Annotated in this window: 14 protein-coding genes and 2 pseudogenes; 9 read left to right on the forward strand and 7 right to left on the reverse strand. The window is 50.3% G+C overall.

Annotated features, from left to right (window positions below):
- Positions 1-216: 216 nt before the first annotated feature.
- From ABDK09_18435 to ABDK09_18445, 3 genes and pseudogenes are all read left to right on the forward strand, one after another.
- On the forward strand, positions 217-1,431 hold the full coding sequence (locus ABDK09_18435) for a pyridoxal phosphate-dependent aminotransferase (GenBank protein XAW88934.1): 1,215 nt from the start codon (positions 217-219) through the stop codon (positions 1,429-1,431).
- Positions 1,432-1,537: 106 nt separating this feature from the next.
- Positions 1,538-2,123 (forward strand): annotated as a pseudogene (gene yfbR, locus ABDK09_18440) (5'-deoxynucleotidase).
- Between the two features lie 45 nt (positions 2,124-2,168).
- Positions 2,169-3,497 (forward strand): anti-phage deoxyguanosine triphosphatase, encoded by a 1,329-nt coding sequence (locus ABDK09_18445; protein ID XAW88935.1) that lies wholly within the window; start codon positions 2,169-2,171, stop codon positions 3,495-3,497.
- A 42-nt stretch (positions 3,498-3,539) separates the two neighbouring features.
- On the opposite strand, the gene ABDK09_18450 is transcribed toward ABDK09_18445, so the two are convergent.
- Positions 3,540-4,148, reverse strand: a complete 609-nt coding sequence (locus ABDK09_18450) for a DTW domain-containing protein (GenBank protein ID XAW88936.1) — start codon at positions 4,146-4,148, stop codon at positions 3,540-3,542.
- A 3-nt stretch (positions 4,149-4,151) separates the two neighbouring features.
- Here ABDK09_18450 and rrtA point away from each other — a divergent pair, with 3 nt between their 5' ends.
- The gene (gene rrtA, locus ABDK09_18455) at positions 4,152-4,697 is read left to right on the forward strand and encodes a rhombosortase (protein ID XAW88937.1); all 546 of its coding nucleotides are present in this window, start codon (positions 4,152-4,154) and stop codon (positions 4,695-4,697) included.
- Here the strand turns inward: rrtA and ABDK09_18460 are convergent.
- From ABDK09_18460 to ABDK09_18470, 3 genes are read right to left on the reverse strand one after another with little or no spacing between them, the layout of a single operon-like run.
- Positions 4,683-5,123, reverse strand: coding sequence for a bifunctional diaminohydroxyphosphoribosylaminopyrimidine deaminase/5-amino-6-(5-phosphoribosylamino)uracil reductase RibD (locus ABDK09_18460; GenBank protein XAW88938.1), 441 nt, complete (start codon positions 5,121-5,123; stop codon positions 4,683-4,685). The genes rrtA and ABDK09_18460 overlap by 15 nt on opposite strands.
- Before the next feature lie 35 nt (positions 5,124-5,158).
- A complete protein-coding gene (locus ABDK09_18465; GenBank protein ID XAW88939.1) occupies positions 5,159-5,584 on the reverse strand; it encodes a LysR substrate-binding domain-containing protein in 426 nt (141 codons plus the stop codon).
- Positions 5,538-6,026, reverse strand: coding sequence for a LysR family transcriptional regulator (locus tag ABDK09_18470; protein ID XAW88940.1), 489 nt, complete (start codon positions 6,024-6,026; stop codon positions 5,538-5,540). The genes ABDK09_18465 and ABDK09_18470 overlap by 47 nt, the downstream gene beginning before the upstream one ends.
- Positions 6,027-6,218: 192 nt before the next feature.
- Between ABDK09_18470 and ABDK09_18475 the strand changes: the two genes are divergently transcribed.
- Together ABDK09_18475 and ABDK09_18480 are read left to right on the forward strand one after the other, a co-directional pair.
- On the forward strand, positions 6,219-7,415 hold the full coding sequence (locus ABDK09_18475; protein XAW88941.1) for an MFS transporter: 1,197 nt from the start codon (positions 6,219-6,221) through the stop codon (positions 7,413-7,415).
- Between the two features lie 246 nt (positions 7,416-7,661).
- Positions 7,662-8,681, forward strand: coding sequence for an alkene reductase (locus ABDK09_18480; GenBank protein XAW88942.1), 1,020 nt, complete (start codon positions 7,662-7,664; stop codon positions 8,679-8,681).
- A 176-nt stretch (positions 8,682-8,857) separates the two neighbouring features.
- On the opposite strand, the gene ABDK09_18485 is transcribed toward ABDK09_18480, so the two are convergent.
- A complete protein-coding gene (locus ABDK09_18485; GenBank protein XAW88943.1) occupies positions 8,858-9,628 on the reverse strand; it encodes an NAD(P)-binding domain-containing protein in 771 nt (256 codons plus the stop codon).
- Between the two features lie 60 nt (positions 9,629-9,688).
- A pseudogene (soxR, locus tag ABDK09_18490) lies at positions 9,689-10,142 on the reverse strand (redox-sensitive transcriptional activator SoxR).
- A gap of 97 nt (positions 10,143-10,239) precedes the next feature.
- Between soxR and ABDK09_18495 the strand changes: the two are divergent.
- Both ABDK09_18495 and ABDK09_18500 read left to right on the forward strand, forming a co-directional pair.
- On the forward strand, positions 10,240-10,695 hold the full coding sequence (locus ABDK09_18495; GenBank protein XAW88944.1) for a Rid family hydrolase: 456 nt from the start codon (positions 10,240-10,242) through the stop codon (positions 10,693-10,695).
- A complete protein-coding gene (locus ABDK09_18500) occupies positions 10,692-11,585 on the forward strand; it encodes a DMT family transporter (protein XAW88945.1) in 894 nt (297 codons plus the stop codon). Before ABDK09_18495 ends, ABDK09_18500 begins: the two co-directional genes overlap by 4 nt.
- A gap of 140 nt (positions 11,586-11,725) precedes the next feature.
- Here the strand turns inward: ABDK09_18500 and ABDK09_18505 are convergent, their stop codons facing one another.
- On the reverse strand, positions 11,726-12,223 hold the full coding sequence (locus tag ABDK09_18505; GenBank protein ID XAW88946.1) for a GNAT family N-acetyltransferase: 498 nt from the start codon (positions 12,221-12,223) through the stop codon (positions 11,726-11,728).
- A gap of 125 nt (positions 12,224-12,348) precedes the next feature.
- Between ABDK09_18505 and ABDK09_18510 the strand changes: the two genes are divergently transcribed.
- On the forward strand, positions 12,349-13,272 hold the full coding sequence (locus tag ABDK09_18510; protein ID XAW88947.1) for a LysR family transcriptional regulator: 924 nt from the start codon (positions 12,349-12,351) through the stop codon (positions 13,270-13,272).
- The last annotated feature ends 58 nt before the right edge of the window (positions 13,273-13,330 follow it).

Here is a 13,330-nt window from a genome sequence, read left to right on the forward strand (position 1 = left end):
GCGTGCCACAGCCACATTGTACACATAAATTCATTACCTTAACGAATGTAAGGTCATAAAAACTTTCGGACAGCTTATCTAAGCTCTGAATTGAGCAACTTGGGGTACTGACAAAATTTAACCTCGAAAGGACAATATGGCCTAGATTTATATCCTAAAAAAAGGCAATCTGTAGAGGTTTAATAAACAAATTTCATCATTTTCAGGAACAAGACAATGCAAAATATCGGGATGTCGTCAAAACTCGATAATGTCTGCTATGACATTCGAGGACCAGTGCTCAAACATGCTAAGCGCATGGAAGAAGAAGGGCAGAAAATACTAAAGCTTAATATCGGCAACCCGGCCCCGTTTGGTTTCGACGCCCCGGATGAAATCCTGGTCGACGTAATTCGCAATCTGCCAACCTCGCAAGGTTACTGTGATTCCAAAGGTATCTACTCGGCACGTAAAGCAGTCGTTCAGCACTACCAGAAAAAAGGCATCCGCTCTCTGGATGTCGAAGATGTTTATATCGGCAACGGCGCATCCGAACTGATCGTGATGGCGATGCAGGCGCTGCTGAACAACGGTGATGAAATGCTGGTTCCTGCCCCGGATTACCCGCTCTGGACCGCCGCTGTTGCGCTGTCCGGCGGTAAAGCGGTGCACTACCTGTGTGATGAGCAAGCCGACTGGTATCCGTCACTCGACGACATCAAGAAAAAGATTACGCCGAACACGCGTGGCATCGTCCTGATCAACCCGAACAACCCGACCGGCGCGGTATACAGCCGTGACTTCCTACTGGAAGTTATTGAAATCGCACGTAAGCATAAACTGATTATCTTTGCAGACGAAATCTATGACAAAGTCCTGTACGACGGTGCGACCCACACGTCGGTGGCGACGCTGACCGAAGATGTCCTGGTTGTGACCTTCAATGGCCTGTCCAAAGCCTACCGTGTTTGTGGTTTCCGTGGCGGCTGGATGTTCCTGACCGGACCAAAACATCAGGCCAGCGGCTATATCTCCGGATTGGATATGCTGGCCTCGATGCGTTTGTGTGCCAACGTACCAATGCAGCACGCGATCCAGACTGCTCTGGGCGGCTATCAGAGTATCAATGAATTGATCCTGCCGGGCGGACGTCTGCTTGAGCAGCGTGACCGAGCCTGGGAACTGATTAACCAGATCCCGGGGGTATCGTGTGTGAAGCCGAAAGGCGCTATGTATCTGTTCCCGAAAATTGATACCAAAAAATACAGCATTAAAGACGATCAGCGCATGGTACTCGACTTCCTGAAACAGGAAAAAGTCCTGCTGGTACAGGGTACCGGCTTCAACTGGCCGAAACCGGACCACGTACGCATCGTGACCCTGCCGCATGTTGAAGATCTGGAAGTGGCGATCGGCCGTTTTGAGCGTTTCCTGAGCACTTACAGCCAATAACGCTTTCCTCTTCCTTTCCTGATCAGTTAGGCTTAAAAGGCTCTCTTTTCTAAACTAAAAGAGAGCCTTTTGTTTTATTCAGCGATCAACCAGGATGTCGAGCGTTATGAAAGAAAGCCATTTTTTTGCCCACCTCGCCCGTATGAAACTCATTCAGCGCTGGCCACTGATGCGTTCCGTTTCCAAAGAGAACATCTCCGAACACAGCCTGCAGGTAGCGTTTGTCGCCCATGCACTGGCCGTGATTAAGAATAAAAAATTCGGCGGACAACTCAATCCCGAGCGGATTGCGATTCTGGCCATGTATCATGACTCGAGTGAAGTGCTGACCGGCGACCTGCCAACACCTATCAAATACTTCAATCCGGACATCGCCAAAGAGTACAAAAAAATCGAAGCAGCCGCAGAAACGTCGCCTGCTGTCAATGCTGCCGGAAGAATTTCACGACGATTTTGCGCCTTTTCTGGTCTCCGATGCAGCGCATGCCGAGGATTCCGCGATCGTCAAACAAGCCGACTGCCTGTGCGCTTATCTGAAATGTCTGGAAGAGCTCAGCGCCGGTAACCACGAATTTGCTCTGGCCAAAAAACGTCTCGATGTGACGCTGCGTGAGCGCTACACCGAAGAAATGGATTATTTTCTGCAAACCTTTGCCCCCAGCTTTGAATTAACACTGGACGAGATAAGCTAACTCGCTGTAGTTTTTATAAAAACCGTGTCATATCGGGAGCAATCAATGCAGGTAACCATCAGTTCAGACTGGCAAGAGCGCAACAATGACGAACATAAAATTCGTCGCAATGATCATCGGAGTCCGTATCAGCGTGATCGGGCCCGTATTCTTCACTCGGCCGCGTTTCGCCGCTTACAGGCCAAAACCCAGGTGCACGGCACCAGTTTGAACGATTTCCACCGCACCCGGCTGACCCACTCGCTGGAAGCCTCGCAAATCGGCACCGGTATTGTCGCGCAGATAAAACTCAAGCAGCCTCAGTTTCGTGATTTACTGCCGTCAGACAGCCTGATTGACTCGCTGTGCCTGGCGCATGATATCGGCCATCCGCCTTACGGCCATGGCGGTGAAATCGCACTCAACTATATGATGCGTGAGCACGGTGGCTTTGAGGGCAATGCGCAGACGTTTCGTATCGTCACCTGTCTTGAACCCTATACCGAGCATCACGGCATGAACCTGTCACGTCGTACCCTGCTCGGCCTGCTCAAATACCCGGCGCTGCTCAGCCGCACCCGGGCGGAAAAACTCCCGGAATCTGTTCCGCACCAGCGTCAGCTGAAAGCCAAAGACTGGGCGCCGGCCAAAGGGGTCTACAACTGTGACAGTGCAATTCTGAATTGGGTACTGGCTCCGCTCAGCGCCCATGACCGTAAACTGCTGGGCGAAATGCGTGCAGAAACCCGCTCGCCTTATCAGCACCAGAAGACACGTTTTAAATCCCTCGATTGCTCAATTATGGAGCTGGCCGATGATATTGCCTACGGCGTGCATGATCTGGAAGATGCAATTGTGCTCGGCATGGTCACGCAGACCCAGTGGCAACAGGCCGCGGCCAGCCAGTTAGCTTTGTGCGGTGATGAGTGGTTTGCTGAGCATATTGAAGCATTGAGCAGCATGCTGTTTTCCGGCCAGCATCATGTGCGTAAAGATGCGATTGGCGGCATCGTGAATGCCCTGCTGACCAGTGTCAGCGTCCAGCCGGTTGATGCCGCGTTCGACAGCGATCTTCTGGCATTTAACGCCTATCTGGAGCCGAACATGCATAACGCGCTGGAAGTGCTGAAAAGCTTCGTCAGTCAGTACGTTATCCAGGTACCGCAGGTGCAACGCTTTGAATACAAAGGTCAGCAGATCATTATGGATTTGTTTGAAGCCCTGGCCGCCGACCCGGAACGTCTGTTACCGGAGGCAACTCAGGAGAAATGGCGCACCGCAGAGCATGCCTCAGAAGACGGAATGCGGGTCATCTGCGATTACATTGCTGCGATGACCGACGGCTACGCTCAGCGCCTGCATCAGCAGCTGTTTTCCGCCCACGTTAATTACTAAAACAAATGACTGAATGAAGGCAAGGGGCATCTGTGCCCCTTGTTATTCCTTATTGAGGTAATTACGCTCAAACACACCGGGCGGCATTTGCTGAATCTGGTAGTCGATCATGGTATCAAATGCCGACATCAGCGGCGAAAAGTCCTGTTCAGGTTGCAGGCTCTGCAGCAAATGATAGCCCGCTTCCACGGTTGATAACGCATTCTCACTCGGCGCTTTACGAATCCGGTAGTTGCCCTTGAGATCTTTGGGCAGATGCAAGGCGGGTAAGTGATGAAGCTGGGTGTTAACCTGCCACATCTTAAAGGCTTTTTTCCAGGTACCATCCAGCACAATCACCCGTATCGGCCGCTCGGCTTCTAAACTAAGTTGTTCGCTGGATTGCGACTGCTCACTCGGATACAACACAAAATGCTGCACGCTGGTGTCAGCCAGCAGACGATTGAGTTCCTCATGCTGACGGAAATCTTCACCAACCAGCAGGCGGCAGTTCGCCAGCGACAGACTGAGGATACGCGCGGTACCCATGGCGCGATGTTCTTCTGTCGGATGCTGAAGAATGATAAGCTCCACCTGTGAATCGATCGGCACTATCGCAGCGCAGATACAGGCTTTATGTGCTTTACCGCACCGGGAACAATAACGGGACATATTGTGAATTTATACCTGTGGCTAGTCATAATCAGTATGGTCTGTGTCGGACTGCAGTTCGAACCGCTCTCCTCTGCCGCAGCCTGGCAGTTAAACGCCATTCAACACGGCCAATGGTGGCGCATCCTAACAGGAAACTTCACCCATACCAACTTTGCTCATCTGGCGATGAATCTGGCCGGGTTATGGCTCATCAGCTATATCTTCAAGCCCACAGTCCAGCTATTACTGCCCACCCTTGTGCTTATCAGCCTCTGGGTCGGTATTGCGGTATTAATGACAGACATGAGTTCCTACGTCGGTCTGTCCGGCACCCTGCACGGACTGTTTGCCTGTTGCGCTCTGCAAGAAGCCAGGCAGGGACGGCGCAGCAGTTGGCTGCTGGTTGCCGGCGTGATCGCCAAAGTGGTCTGGGAGCAGTGCTACGGCAGTTCACTCGGCACTGAAGCCCTGATCCAAGCCCGGGTAGCAACCGAGGCGCACCTGGCTGGGGTACTGGGTGGCTTGCTGCTGGCGCTGAGTACTAAAAAAACGTTAAGAATGCCCTAAATAAGGTGACAAGAAAGTACTGACTTCTTCACCGCACATCCCGACCTCTACAGTGATCCCGGCATTTTTCAGCATCTCAATACCCATGCCATTATTTCGCGGGTCCGGATCTAACATTGCAACCACAATGTGCCGAATTCCGCTATTCACCAGAGTCACCGCACAAGCCGGTGTTCTGCCAACAAACGAACATGGCTCCAGAGTTACATAAGCGGTTACGCCTTCACGACTGCCCCTTAGTTGATTGAGAGCCTCAACTTCTGCATGATTATCACCAACAGCCTGAGTAAATCCTTCAGCAATAATTTCGCCATTTCTGACTAAAACACAGCCTACCGGTGGATTGGGTCTGCATTGAGGCAATGCCAGTTGTGAGATGGCTAATGCTCTTTGCATAAATATTCGTTGTTTGTCTGAAGTGTGCATGGTTTTTTCTTCCTCTTTGACGGATCAGACTGCGACTAACCCACTTCCACCACTGCCGGGTTAAACACCGGACTGTTAATAATGATCTGCTCCAGACGGCGTGTCGCTTCATTGATTTTAGGTGAAGTAAACAGGGTCACTTCCATATCCGGCAGCTCCGGCAGGTCGCTTAAAATCACCAGATCGTCTTCCAGTGTATGATAAGGCATCACGGCAATCCCTACTCCGGCACGTACCGCCGCCAGAACACCAGAGCGGCTTTGACTGGTAAACGCAATCCTATAAGGCATTCTGGCTTTTTCCAGCGCAGAACAGGCATATTGACGATGCTGACAACCTTCATAAAACACCACCAGCGGCAGCACTTCATGGGTATGGACAAAGTGATCTTTCGAGCCAATCCAGACTAATTCATCACGCCGCAGCCGGGTTCCGCCTTGCGTTTCCGGCCAGCATTTCAACTAACGCGATATCGAGCTTACCTTTATCCAGTAAGTCAACCAGATGATCGGGACGGTAGTCGCAGAAAGCTTCCAGTTCGGCCTCCGGATAACTGAGGATAAAGTCCTGCAGAATCGGGGCCAGTGTCTGGCTGGCATACTGGTCATGCGTTCCCAACCGCACTACCCCGTCAATATCCATATTAAGGAAAGAGCCGACAATTTGATCGTGCAGATTAAGCAATTGCTGAGCATGGGTTTTGAGCTGCATGCCTGCCGCAGTCAGGCGCACGCCGTGCTGGCCGCGCTCCATCAGCGGATTGGCTACCAGGTCTTCCAGACGGTTGAGTTGCATACTCACCGTAGACGGAGCCTTGTGTAATAACCTAGCCGCCTCGGTAAGATTCAGTGTGTCTGCCACCATCATAAAAGTACGCAGCAGGTTTATAGGTAAGTCATGCATGGCTGAGTTTTCAACAAATCCGAACGTAGAATTGAATATTTATCGATTTACCGAATAAACGCAAGCCCATAGTATAGCGCCATCGCTATTTTGTAGCTGGATTGTTAATTTTTAACATTTTAGGTTCAATGATTTTTCCTGGTTAGATGGTAATCAGTTGAGGTCAAAGTACCTTGGACAAGGAGGATTACGATGCGCATGGCAATGACATTTGGTTTTAACCAGGTTATCAGTCACGGCTTTGGATTGTTTCTGTTTGCGGCCATGATGCCGATGATGCAATCCTCAATTGAGATCAGCAGCTGGTACCTTGCCGCGGCAGGAGCACTGACTCAAATCTCTTATTTGTCCGGTGCCATGGCACTTGGTGTCATCGGACATCGCATCGATTCCGGCCGTTTACTGTTAGCCACCGGTTCACTGACCACTGTCTTGCTGTTTACAATGGCCTGGCTCAACGACCCGATGGTTATGATCGGCGTGCTGACCGTGTTAGCTGCCAGCGCCGCCATGAGTTGGGGAGGCATCGTTGAGCTGACCACCAGCTATGGTGAAGAAAAACGCACCGCCACCAATCTTTCCGTGTCCGCCAGCGGCACAGCCTGGGGCTGCAGCCTGAACGGTCTAATCATTTTGCTGGTTGTGCCTGTTCTGGGCTGGCGCAGTGGCTGGATTGTCGCATCGGTGATGGGACTGGTAACACTAATAGCCACCATGTACCTGCTCAAGCATCTGCGCAGTCAACCGCACCTGGACAATATCAAAGTGACCAAAGCGCTCAGCACCCGTGAACTGTTTTCCATCGTACTGCGTGAACGCACCGCTTTCCTCTCCTGCCTGATGCTATTTTTGGTCGGTTGCTCAACCATGACTTTTTCAACCTGGCTGAATACCTTCCTGGCCCAGCTGAACCTGCCTTCTGCACTGGGGGGCTATACCTGGAGTGTGATTGGATTTACGGGCATGGTGGCGGGCTTCTTTATCGGTAAACTGGCCGATAAACGTGGTCACAGCCTGGCGCTGTTACTGATCTTCGGTGCTTTTGCGCTCGGACTTATCGCCTTCACCTACAACCCCGCCAAATTCGTTATGGTGGCAGGCTTTGGTTACGGGCTGATGTATTTCCCGGTCTGGGGAGTCGTTTCCGGCTGGATCAGTCGCCGCTACAGTTCCAAGTCTACCATGCAGATCAACGGCATCGGCATGGTCACTTTCGGTATGGGTGGCGCGCTGGGTAATCTGCTGGCCGGCATCGTCAATCAAAACACCGGTAGTCTGCTGGATGTCTTCTGGCTGATTACCGCTCTGAGCATGACATTGTTTGCGCTGGCCACTTATATCTATGCTACCGAGCGCCAGGTCAAACGTCCGGTTGCCAGAGCGATTTAACGGCTCACAACCGATGATACAAGAAGAAGCCAAACGGCTTCTTCTTTCGTTTGAGCTGATTATGGAATTTAATTCCACTAAGCTAATCCCTGTCGCCGGTTTATCCGACCGGCCATTTATCCCATATTGATCTCAGAAGTTTAGCTGCACTGAGCTAAGTCGAACTCAATTGTTTGACATGCTCAACTGCTCGGTTACTTACTGGCAGCAGCGGCACACCATTCACATTTGATCACCGGGATTAATATGTCTAAATTATTTTCACCTGTCACCATCGGAAATACACAGTGTAAAAACCGGGTCGCGATGGCGCCAATGACCCGTGCCCGGGTCAACAACCCGCTCGATACGCCAGACGCCAATACAGCACTTTACTTTGCACAGCGCGCCTCCGCCGGCCTGCTGATTACCGAAGGCTCTCCAATTTCCAAGCAAGGTCAGGGATTTCTTTATATTCCGGGAATCTATAATCCACAGCAAACGGAAGCATGGAAACAGACCACCCAAGCGGTACACGACCAAGGCGGTAAGATTTTCATTCAAATCTGGCATGTCGGCCGTATGTCTCACACTTCCCTGCAACCGAATCAGGCCAACCCGGTCAGCAGTGTCGATACCAAAGCCAATGGCACCTGTTTCGCTTTCGACCACAATGGCCAACCTGGCAAGGTCGATGTCTCTCCTGCTCGCGGGGTTTCTGTGGCAGAAATTGAAGACATCAAACAAGACTATGTTCAGGCTGCCAAAAATGCGATGGAAGCAGGGTTTGACGGTGTGGAAATCCATGCCGCCAACGGCTATCTGATCGAGCAGTTTATTAATGCCGGTTTAAACACCCGTGATGATCAATATGGTGGACAGACACTGGAAAACCGACTGCGTTTCGCGCTGGAAGTCACCGATGCCGTCAGTGATGCGATCGGGGCACAGCATACCGGCATCCGCATTTCACCGTTTGGCCGCTACGGCGATATGCCTGCCTTTGAAGAGGAGGAATTCACCTGGCTGGAGCTCGGCAAACAGTTAAGCGACCGAAACCTGGCTTACGTGCATGTCAACGACCAAGACCTGCCTGAAGGCGGAACTACCTTACCGCAAGGCTTTATTGAAAAGTTCAGACGCGACTTTTGCGGTACCTTGATGGTGGCCGGTGGCTTTGATAAAACCAAAGCAGAAGATTACCTGCAGGGCGACCTGGCTGACATGGTTGCGTTTGGCCGCCCGTATATCGCGAACCCGGATCTGGTCGAAACGCATGCAAAATGACTGGCCACTGGCACAAGCAGAGCGTGAATACTTCTACGGCGGTGATGAAAAAGGCTATGTGGACTACCCGCCTTATCAGCCGTCATGACTGGCCAGTGACATATAAATAAGAGTCAGGACACAGCGGAAAGCTGGCTGTGTCCTGCTTTGTAGAACCACTCCCGGCTCTGACTCAATCAGCCGTCTTTATTATTCAGACGCTTAAAAATATCCTCAGCGGCATGCTCCCACGCAGAACAAAAACGCTCTGAGTTGAGACGCTCAACACCGCGGGCAGTATATGTCCCCTCGGTTGCAATCGAGCGGCCCAGCTCGAGCAGTGATTTATCGGAGTGATGCAGACCATAAGCAGCACTGTCTGCCATGGCTCCCAGCACCAGTTTTCTGGCCTGTTGCGCTGGCATCCCTTGCTCGATAAACCACGCCTGCAAACGATCAGAGAAAAAATACATCCAGCCATTCATACACATTCCCACCGTCGCCAGTTCAAACTCACGCTCACTATCCACCACCAGAGTCCGACCCAGAATGGCAAACAAGCTTTCAACCTCGGCTGGTACAGAGGTGAACACAATGGTGGTCTGGTTTATTTCAGCAGCATAAGTGGTCATCATGCGCTGAATATTATGGTGTTGAAAATACTCAGCCAGCTCAGCCCTGCTGACTCCGGCTGCCAGAGAAAGGGTTTGTTTATCCTCCGCGATAGTGATCTCCCGAGCTAACCCGGGCAACTGCTGTGGCCTAACTCCGAGGATGATCAAATCCGATTCATCCACTACCGCCTGATTACTCTCCATGATGTTGCAGGAATACCGGGCAGCAAGATCACTGGCTCGCTCATGGTTGCGCGGAGACAAGTTCACAACGCGCTGGCCATCTTGTTGCATTAATCCGGTAATAATCTTTTCGGTCAATTCACCGACTCCGATAACGCCCACTTTCATCATTTACATTCCTTTGCTTATCAACATGCCCTTACGGTGCGTACCAAAGCCACACCTTCACAATTATTCCATTCCGATGCGTTGTGCACCGCTTCTTTGTAGGTGGAGTTCATCTTCCGGGTTCAACAGATGACATTTTTTCATACTCAGGCACCCACAACCGATACAGCCGGTCAGGTTCGCTCTTAAAGATTGTATTTGAGCCATTTTCCGGTCTAAGTCAGCTTGCCATTTTTTCGCTACCCTCTCCCAGTCCCGTTTTGTTGCGGCTTTATGTAACGGTAATCCACTCAGTTTCTTGCGTGATCTCGTCCAGAGTAAAGCCAACTGACTGCGCGACCTGAATCAAAGCAATCCGGCGTAGCATCGATGACAAATAGCGGCGCTGATTCCCTTCAGTCCGGACCGAAGCAATCAGACCTTTAGTTTCATAAAAACGCAGTGCTGAAGTAGCGACCCCACTGCGCTCAGCAAGCTGACCGATAGTCAGATAGTTTGTTCTTACCTTATTTGTCACAAGCTAACGCCAATTCTAAATCCTTTATTGACTTCAAGTTAACTTGAACTTTTATACTTGGCCAACCTTATTTTTAATCATCCTAAAAGGTTACCTCATGAACTGTCATCTGCCCGTATTTCATAATCCCGATACTCTGTTTGACCCGACACCCTTCGGCTTTTGCCACACCGTATCTGCTCCTGACAATGGCAGCTTGATTTTTATTTCCGGACAGAGTGGTGGTGAAGGACCAGAGCATCATTTAAGTGATGATTTTGCACATCAGGTTAATGTCGCATTGTCCAATCTGGCAAGTGCGTTAAACGCACATGGATTGAGTTTTGGTGATGTACTCAAGATCAACGTATTAATTGTTGATCATGATGCCAATAAATTGGCTATCTGGAGCCAAGCCGTACAACGAGCTTGGCCGCAAAATCAGCTTCCGGCCAGTACACTCATTCCGGTACCTCGCCTTGCTCTGGACGGAATGAAGGTGGAAGTCGACGCAACCGCTTTTAAACCAAACTCGAATGATTGCGCTTCTCCCACCAATGAGGAGAAATCATGAAGGTGAAGAATTATGCAGTCCTGTTCACCATCGGTGGCATTTGGGGCTCACAGTTCGTCTTCCAGCAACAGGCACTGACCCTCTTTTCTCCGCTGTGGATAGCCACTTTACGGGCATTACTCGGAGCGCTGACGCTGATAATTCTGTGTAAGTGCTTGGGTCTGAAGAGCGAAAATAAGCAGTGGGGGTTGTTTTGCCTTATTGGCCTGCTGGAAGCAGTGATACCTTTTATTCTTGTTCCCTGGGGACAATTGCAACTGAGCAGCGCAACGACCGCCGTATTAATGGGTACAATTCCCTTTTATGCCCTATTGTTAGCCCCGCTGCTGATCAGGGGGAGCACCATTGGTGTGTACAGTTTACTCAGTGTAGTAATAGGTTTTTGCGGTTTATTGTTGCTGTTTTATCCGGATCTGTCTTCACAAGAGCAGGCCATTCCGTTTACCAGCGCGGGGGCTATTTTGCTTGCTGCCGCCTGTTTTGCCATCGCTCTGCTTCTGCTTAACCGCGTCTATGATGAACACCCGTTGATGGTCGCAAGGAATGTGCTGATAATGGCTAGCATGCAACTTATTGTTCTTTCCCTGCTTAAGGCTCCCACTGATTTAGTTTCTTTGCACTTCAATCAGCTATCTGCCTTTAGCGTCTTTTCCGTTTTCTACCTCGGAATCATGTGCGCTGGTGTCGTGTATTACCTGTACATGCTCAGCGTGAGAAATGCTGGTGCTGTGTTTACATCGATGACCAACTATCTGGTTCCGTCATTTGGGGTTGTTTTTGGCATGAGCTTTAGCGATGAGGCGCTACCTTTTACAACCTGGTTAGCACTGAGTGTGATACTGCTGGCCTTACTGCTTAATCAGATGCCAAGCCGGAAGAAGCAGTCGTAATCAGTGGTTCGCTCAAAACAGACACACCAATTTGCTCACCAGAACGTGCTAACCAGGACACACACCAAACTTCACTCAACAAGGGTGTGTGTCCTCTTAAACAATCAACACTCTCTTAAATACTCTTAACCAATCCCCTCTCAACGTGGCATCTGAACGTTAGTTACGCCTCGGCGAAACCGCTGCAATGCCTCACCACTCAAGCGGTAAATTCGCCACTCGGATTGCTCTTCGGCACCAATATGGCGGTAGAAGTCAATCGCTGGCTGATTCCAGTGCAATACCGACCACTCAAACCGTCCACAATTATTTTCCAGTGCGGTCTCTGCCAGCGTTTTCATCAGTCGCTTTCCTGCTCCGCAGGACCGGTACGCAGGCGTTACATAGAGATCTTCCAGATACAGACCATTTTTACCCAGCCAGGTGGAGTAATTAAAAAAGTAAACCGCATACCCGACCGGGCGCCCCTCAACTTCGCAGATCAGTGCCTTTGCGGTGGCGGTTGAACTGAACAGACTGGCCACAATATCCGCTTCTGTAGCCTGGACGCAGTGCAGAGCCTCTTCATATTGCGCCAGCTCTTTAATAAAGCCCAAAATCACTCGGGCATCGCCGATGGTTGCAGTTCGAATATTCATTACTACTTTCCTTTTTCTGTGGTGTATGAACAGTATATCGACCCGAACATTATGATTTAAGTGCATTGTGTTCATATCTAATCTGCATCATATTCACATACTCGGTAAGGTGATGAAGGAAGCTTATGGCGACGCTGGAAAATCTGGACCTCAATCTGATCAAGGTCTTCTATTACATTTATCAGACACAGTCTGTTCACCTGGCGGCAGAGAAACTGCATCTCAGCCAGTCGGCCTGCAGCCATAGTCTGGCTCGTCTGCGTGAGCGACTTGATGATGAGCTGTTTATTCGTATTAACGGCAAAATGGTGGCAACAGAGCGCGCCATGTTACTGGCGGAATCGGTATTACCGGCTGTCAATTTGCTGCAGTCCGGCCTGAATAATGCCGTCCCCTTTGAACCAGCCATCGGGCAACATCAGTTCATTATTTCCGGCTACGATTTCAGTATCTGGTGTGTATTGCCTGAATTGAATGCTTACCTTGCCAGACACTACCCGAATATCAGTGTCCGGGTCGTGCAGAGTAGTGAACAGATCCCAGCAGAAAAACTTGAATCCGGAGACGTCGATCTGGCGTTAGGATTTGACCATGCAGCGGAACAATCTGCCCATATCGGTAATGCGGTCTGGAGCTCAGGTCGTTACTGTATTGCCATGGACAGACAACATAAAATGGCCGATGTAAGGAAAGGGCTGCGGATTGAAGACTTTCTGGACTATCCGCACATTCTTGTGACTCCCTGGAATGAGTCACGAGGAATTGTCGATAGTGCGCTGGCAAAAATAAACAAAAAACGCCAGGTAGCGATGACACTGCCCAGCGTGCTCAGTGCCCCTTATTTGCTGAAAAACACCCCGTATTTTCTCGCGATACCAGAAGTGTATATTCAGACGGTGAGCGACTCGATCGGTCTGATTTATCGTGAACCGCCCATCGCTATCCCAGACTTCCAGATAAAATTATATTGGCATAAAGTGCGTGAAAAAGAGGCCAAAGTCAGTTGGTTGATTCAGTTACTCTGCCGACTATCGACTCAAACAGCATGACGCTCACTAATACCAGCAGATAAAGACAGCACTGATATCCGTGGTTGGCATAACAGTC

The sequence above is a fragment of the Vibrio sp. CDRSL-10 TSBA genome (genome assembly GCA_039696685.1).
GTDB lineage: Bacteria > Pseudomonadota > Gammaproteobacteria > Enterobacterales > Vibrionaceae > Vibrio.

Coding starts and splice junctions, on each gene's coding strand:
- ABDK09_18500 (XAW88945.1), top strand. CDS start 10,692: ATGAAGGTGAAGAATTATGCAGTCCTGTTCACCATCGGTGGCATTTGG.
- ABDK09_18505 (XAW88946.1), bottom strand. CDS start 12,223: ATGAATATTCGAACTGCAACCATCGGCGATGCCCGAGTGATTTTGGGC.
- ABDK09_18445 (XAW88935.1), top strand. CDS start 2,169: ATGCAGGTAACCATCAGTTCAGACTGGCAAGAGCGCAACAATGACGAA.
- ABDK09_18450 (XAW88936.1), bottom strand. CDS start 4,148: ATGTCCCGTTATTGTTCCCGGTGCGGTAAAGCACATAAAGCCTGTATC.
- ABDK09_18460 (XAW88938.1), bottom strand. CDS start 5,123: ATGCACACTTCAGACAAACAACGAATATTTATGCAAAGAGCATTAGCC.
- ABDK09_18485 (XAW88943.1), bottom strand. CDS start 9,628: ATGATGAAAGTGGGCGTTATCGGAGTCGGTGAATTGACCGAAAAGATT.
- ABDK09_18495 (XAW88944.1), top strand. CDS start 10,240: ATGAACTGTCATCTGCCCGTATTTCATAATCCCGATACTCTGTTTGAC.
- ABDK09_18510 (XAW88947.1), top strand. CDS start 12,349: ATGGCGACGCTGGAAAATCTGGACCTCAATCTGATCAAGGTCTTCTAT.
- ABDK09_18470 (XAW88940.1), bottom strand. CDS start 6,026: ATGCATGACTTACCTATAAACCTGCTGCGTACTTTTATGATGGTGGCA.
- ABDK09_18435 (XAW88934.1), top strand. CDS start 217: ATGCAAAATATCGGGATGTCGTCAAAACTCGATAATGTCTGCTATGAC.
- ABDK09_18475 (XAW88941.1), top strand. CDS start 6,219: ATGCGCATGGCAATGACATTTGGTTTTAACCAGGTTATCAGTCACGGC.
- ABDK09_18480 (XAW88942.1), top strand. CDS start 7,662: ATGTCTAAATTATTTTCACCTGTCACCATCGGAAATACACAGTGTAAA.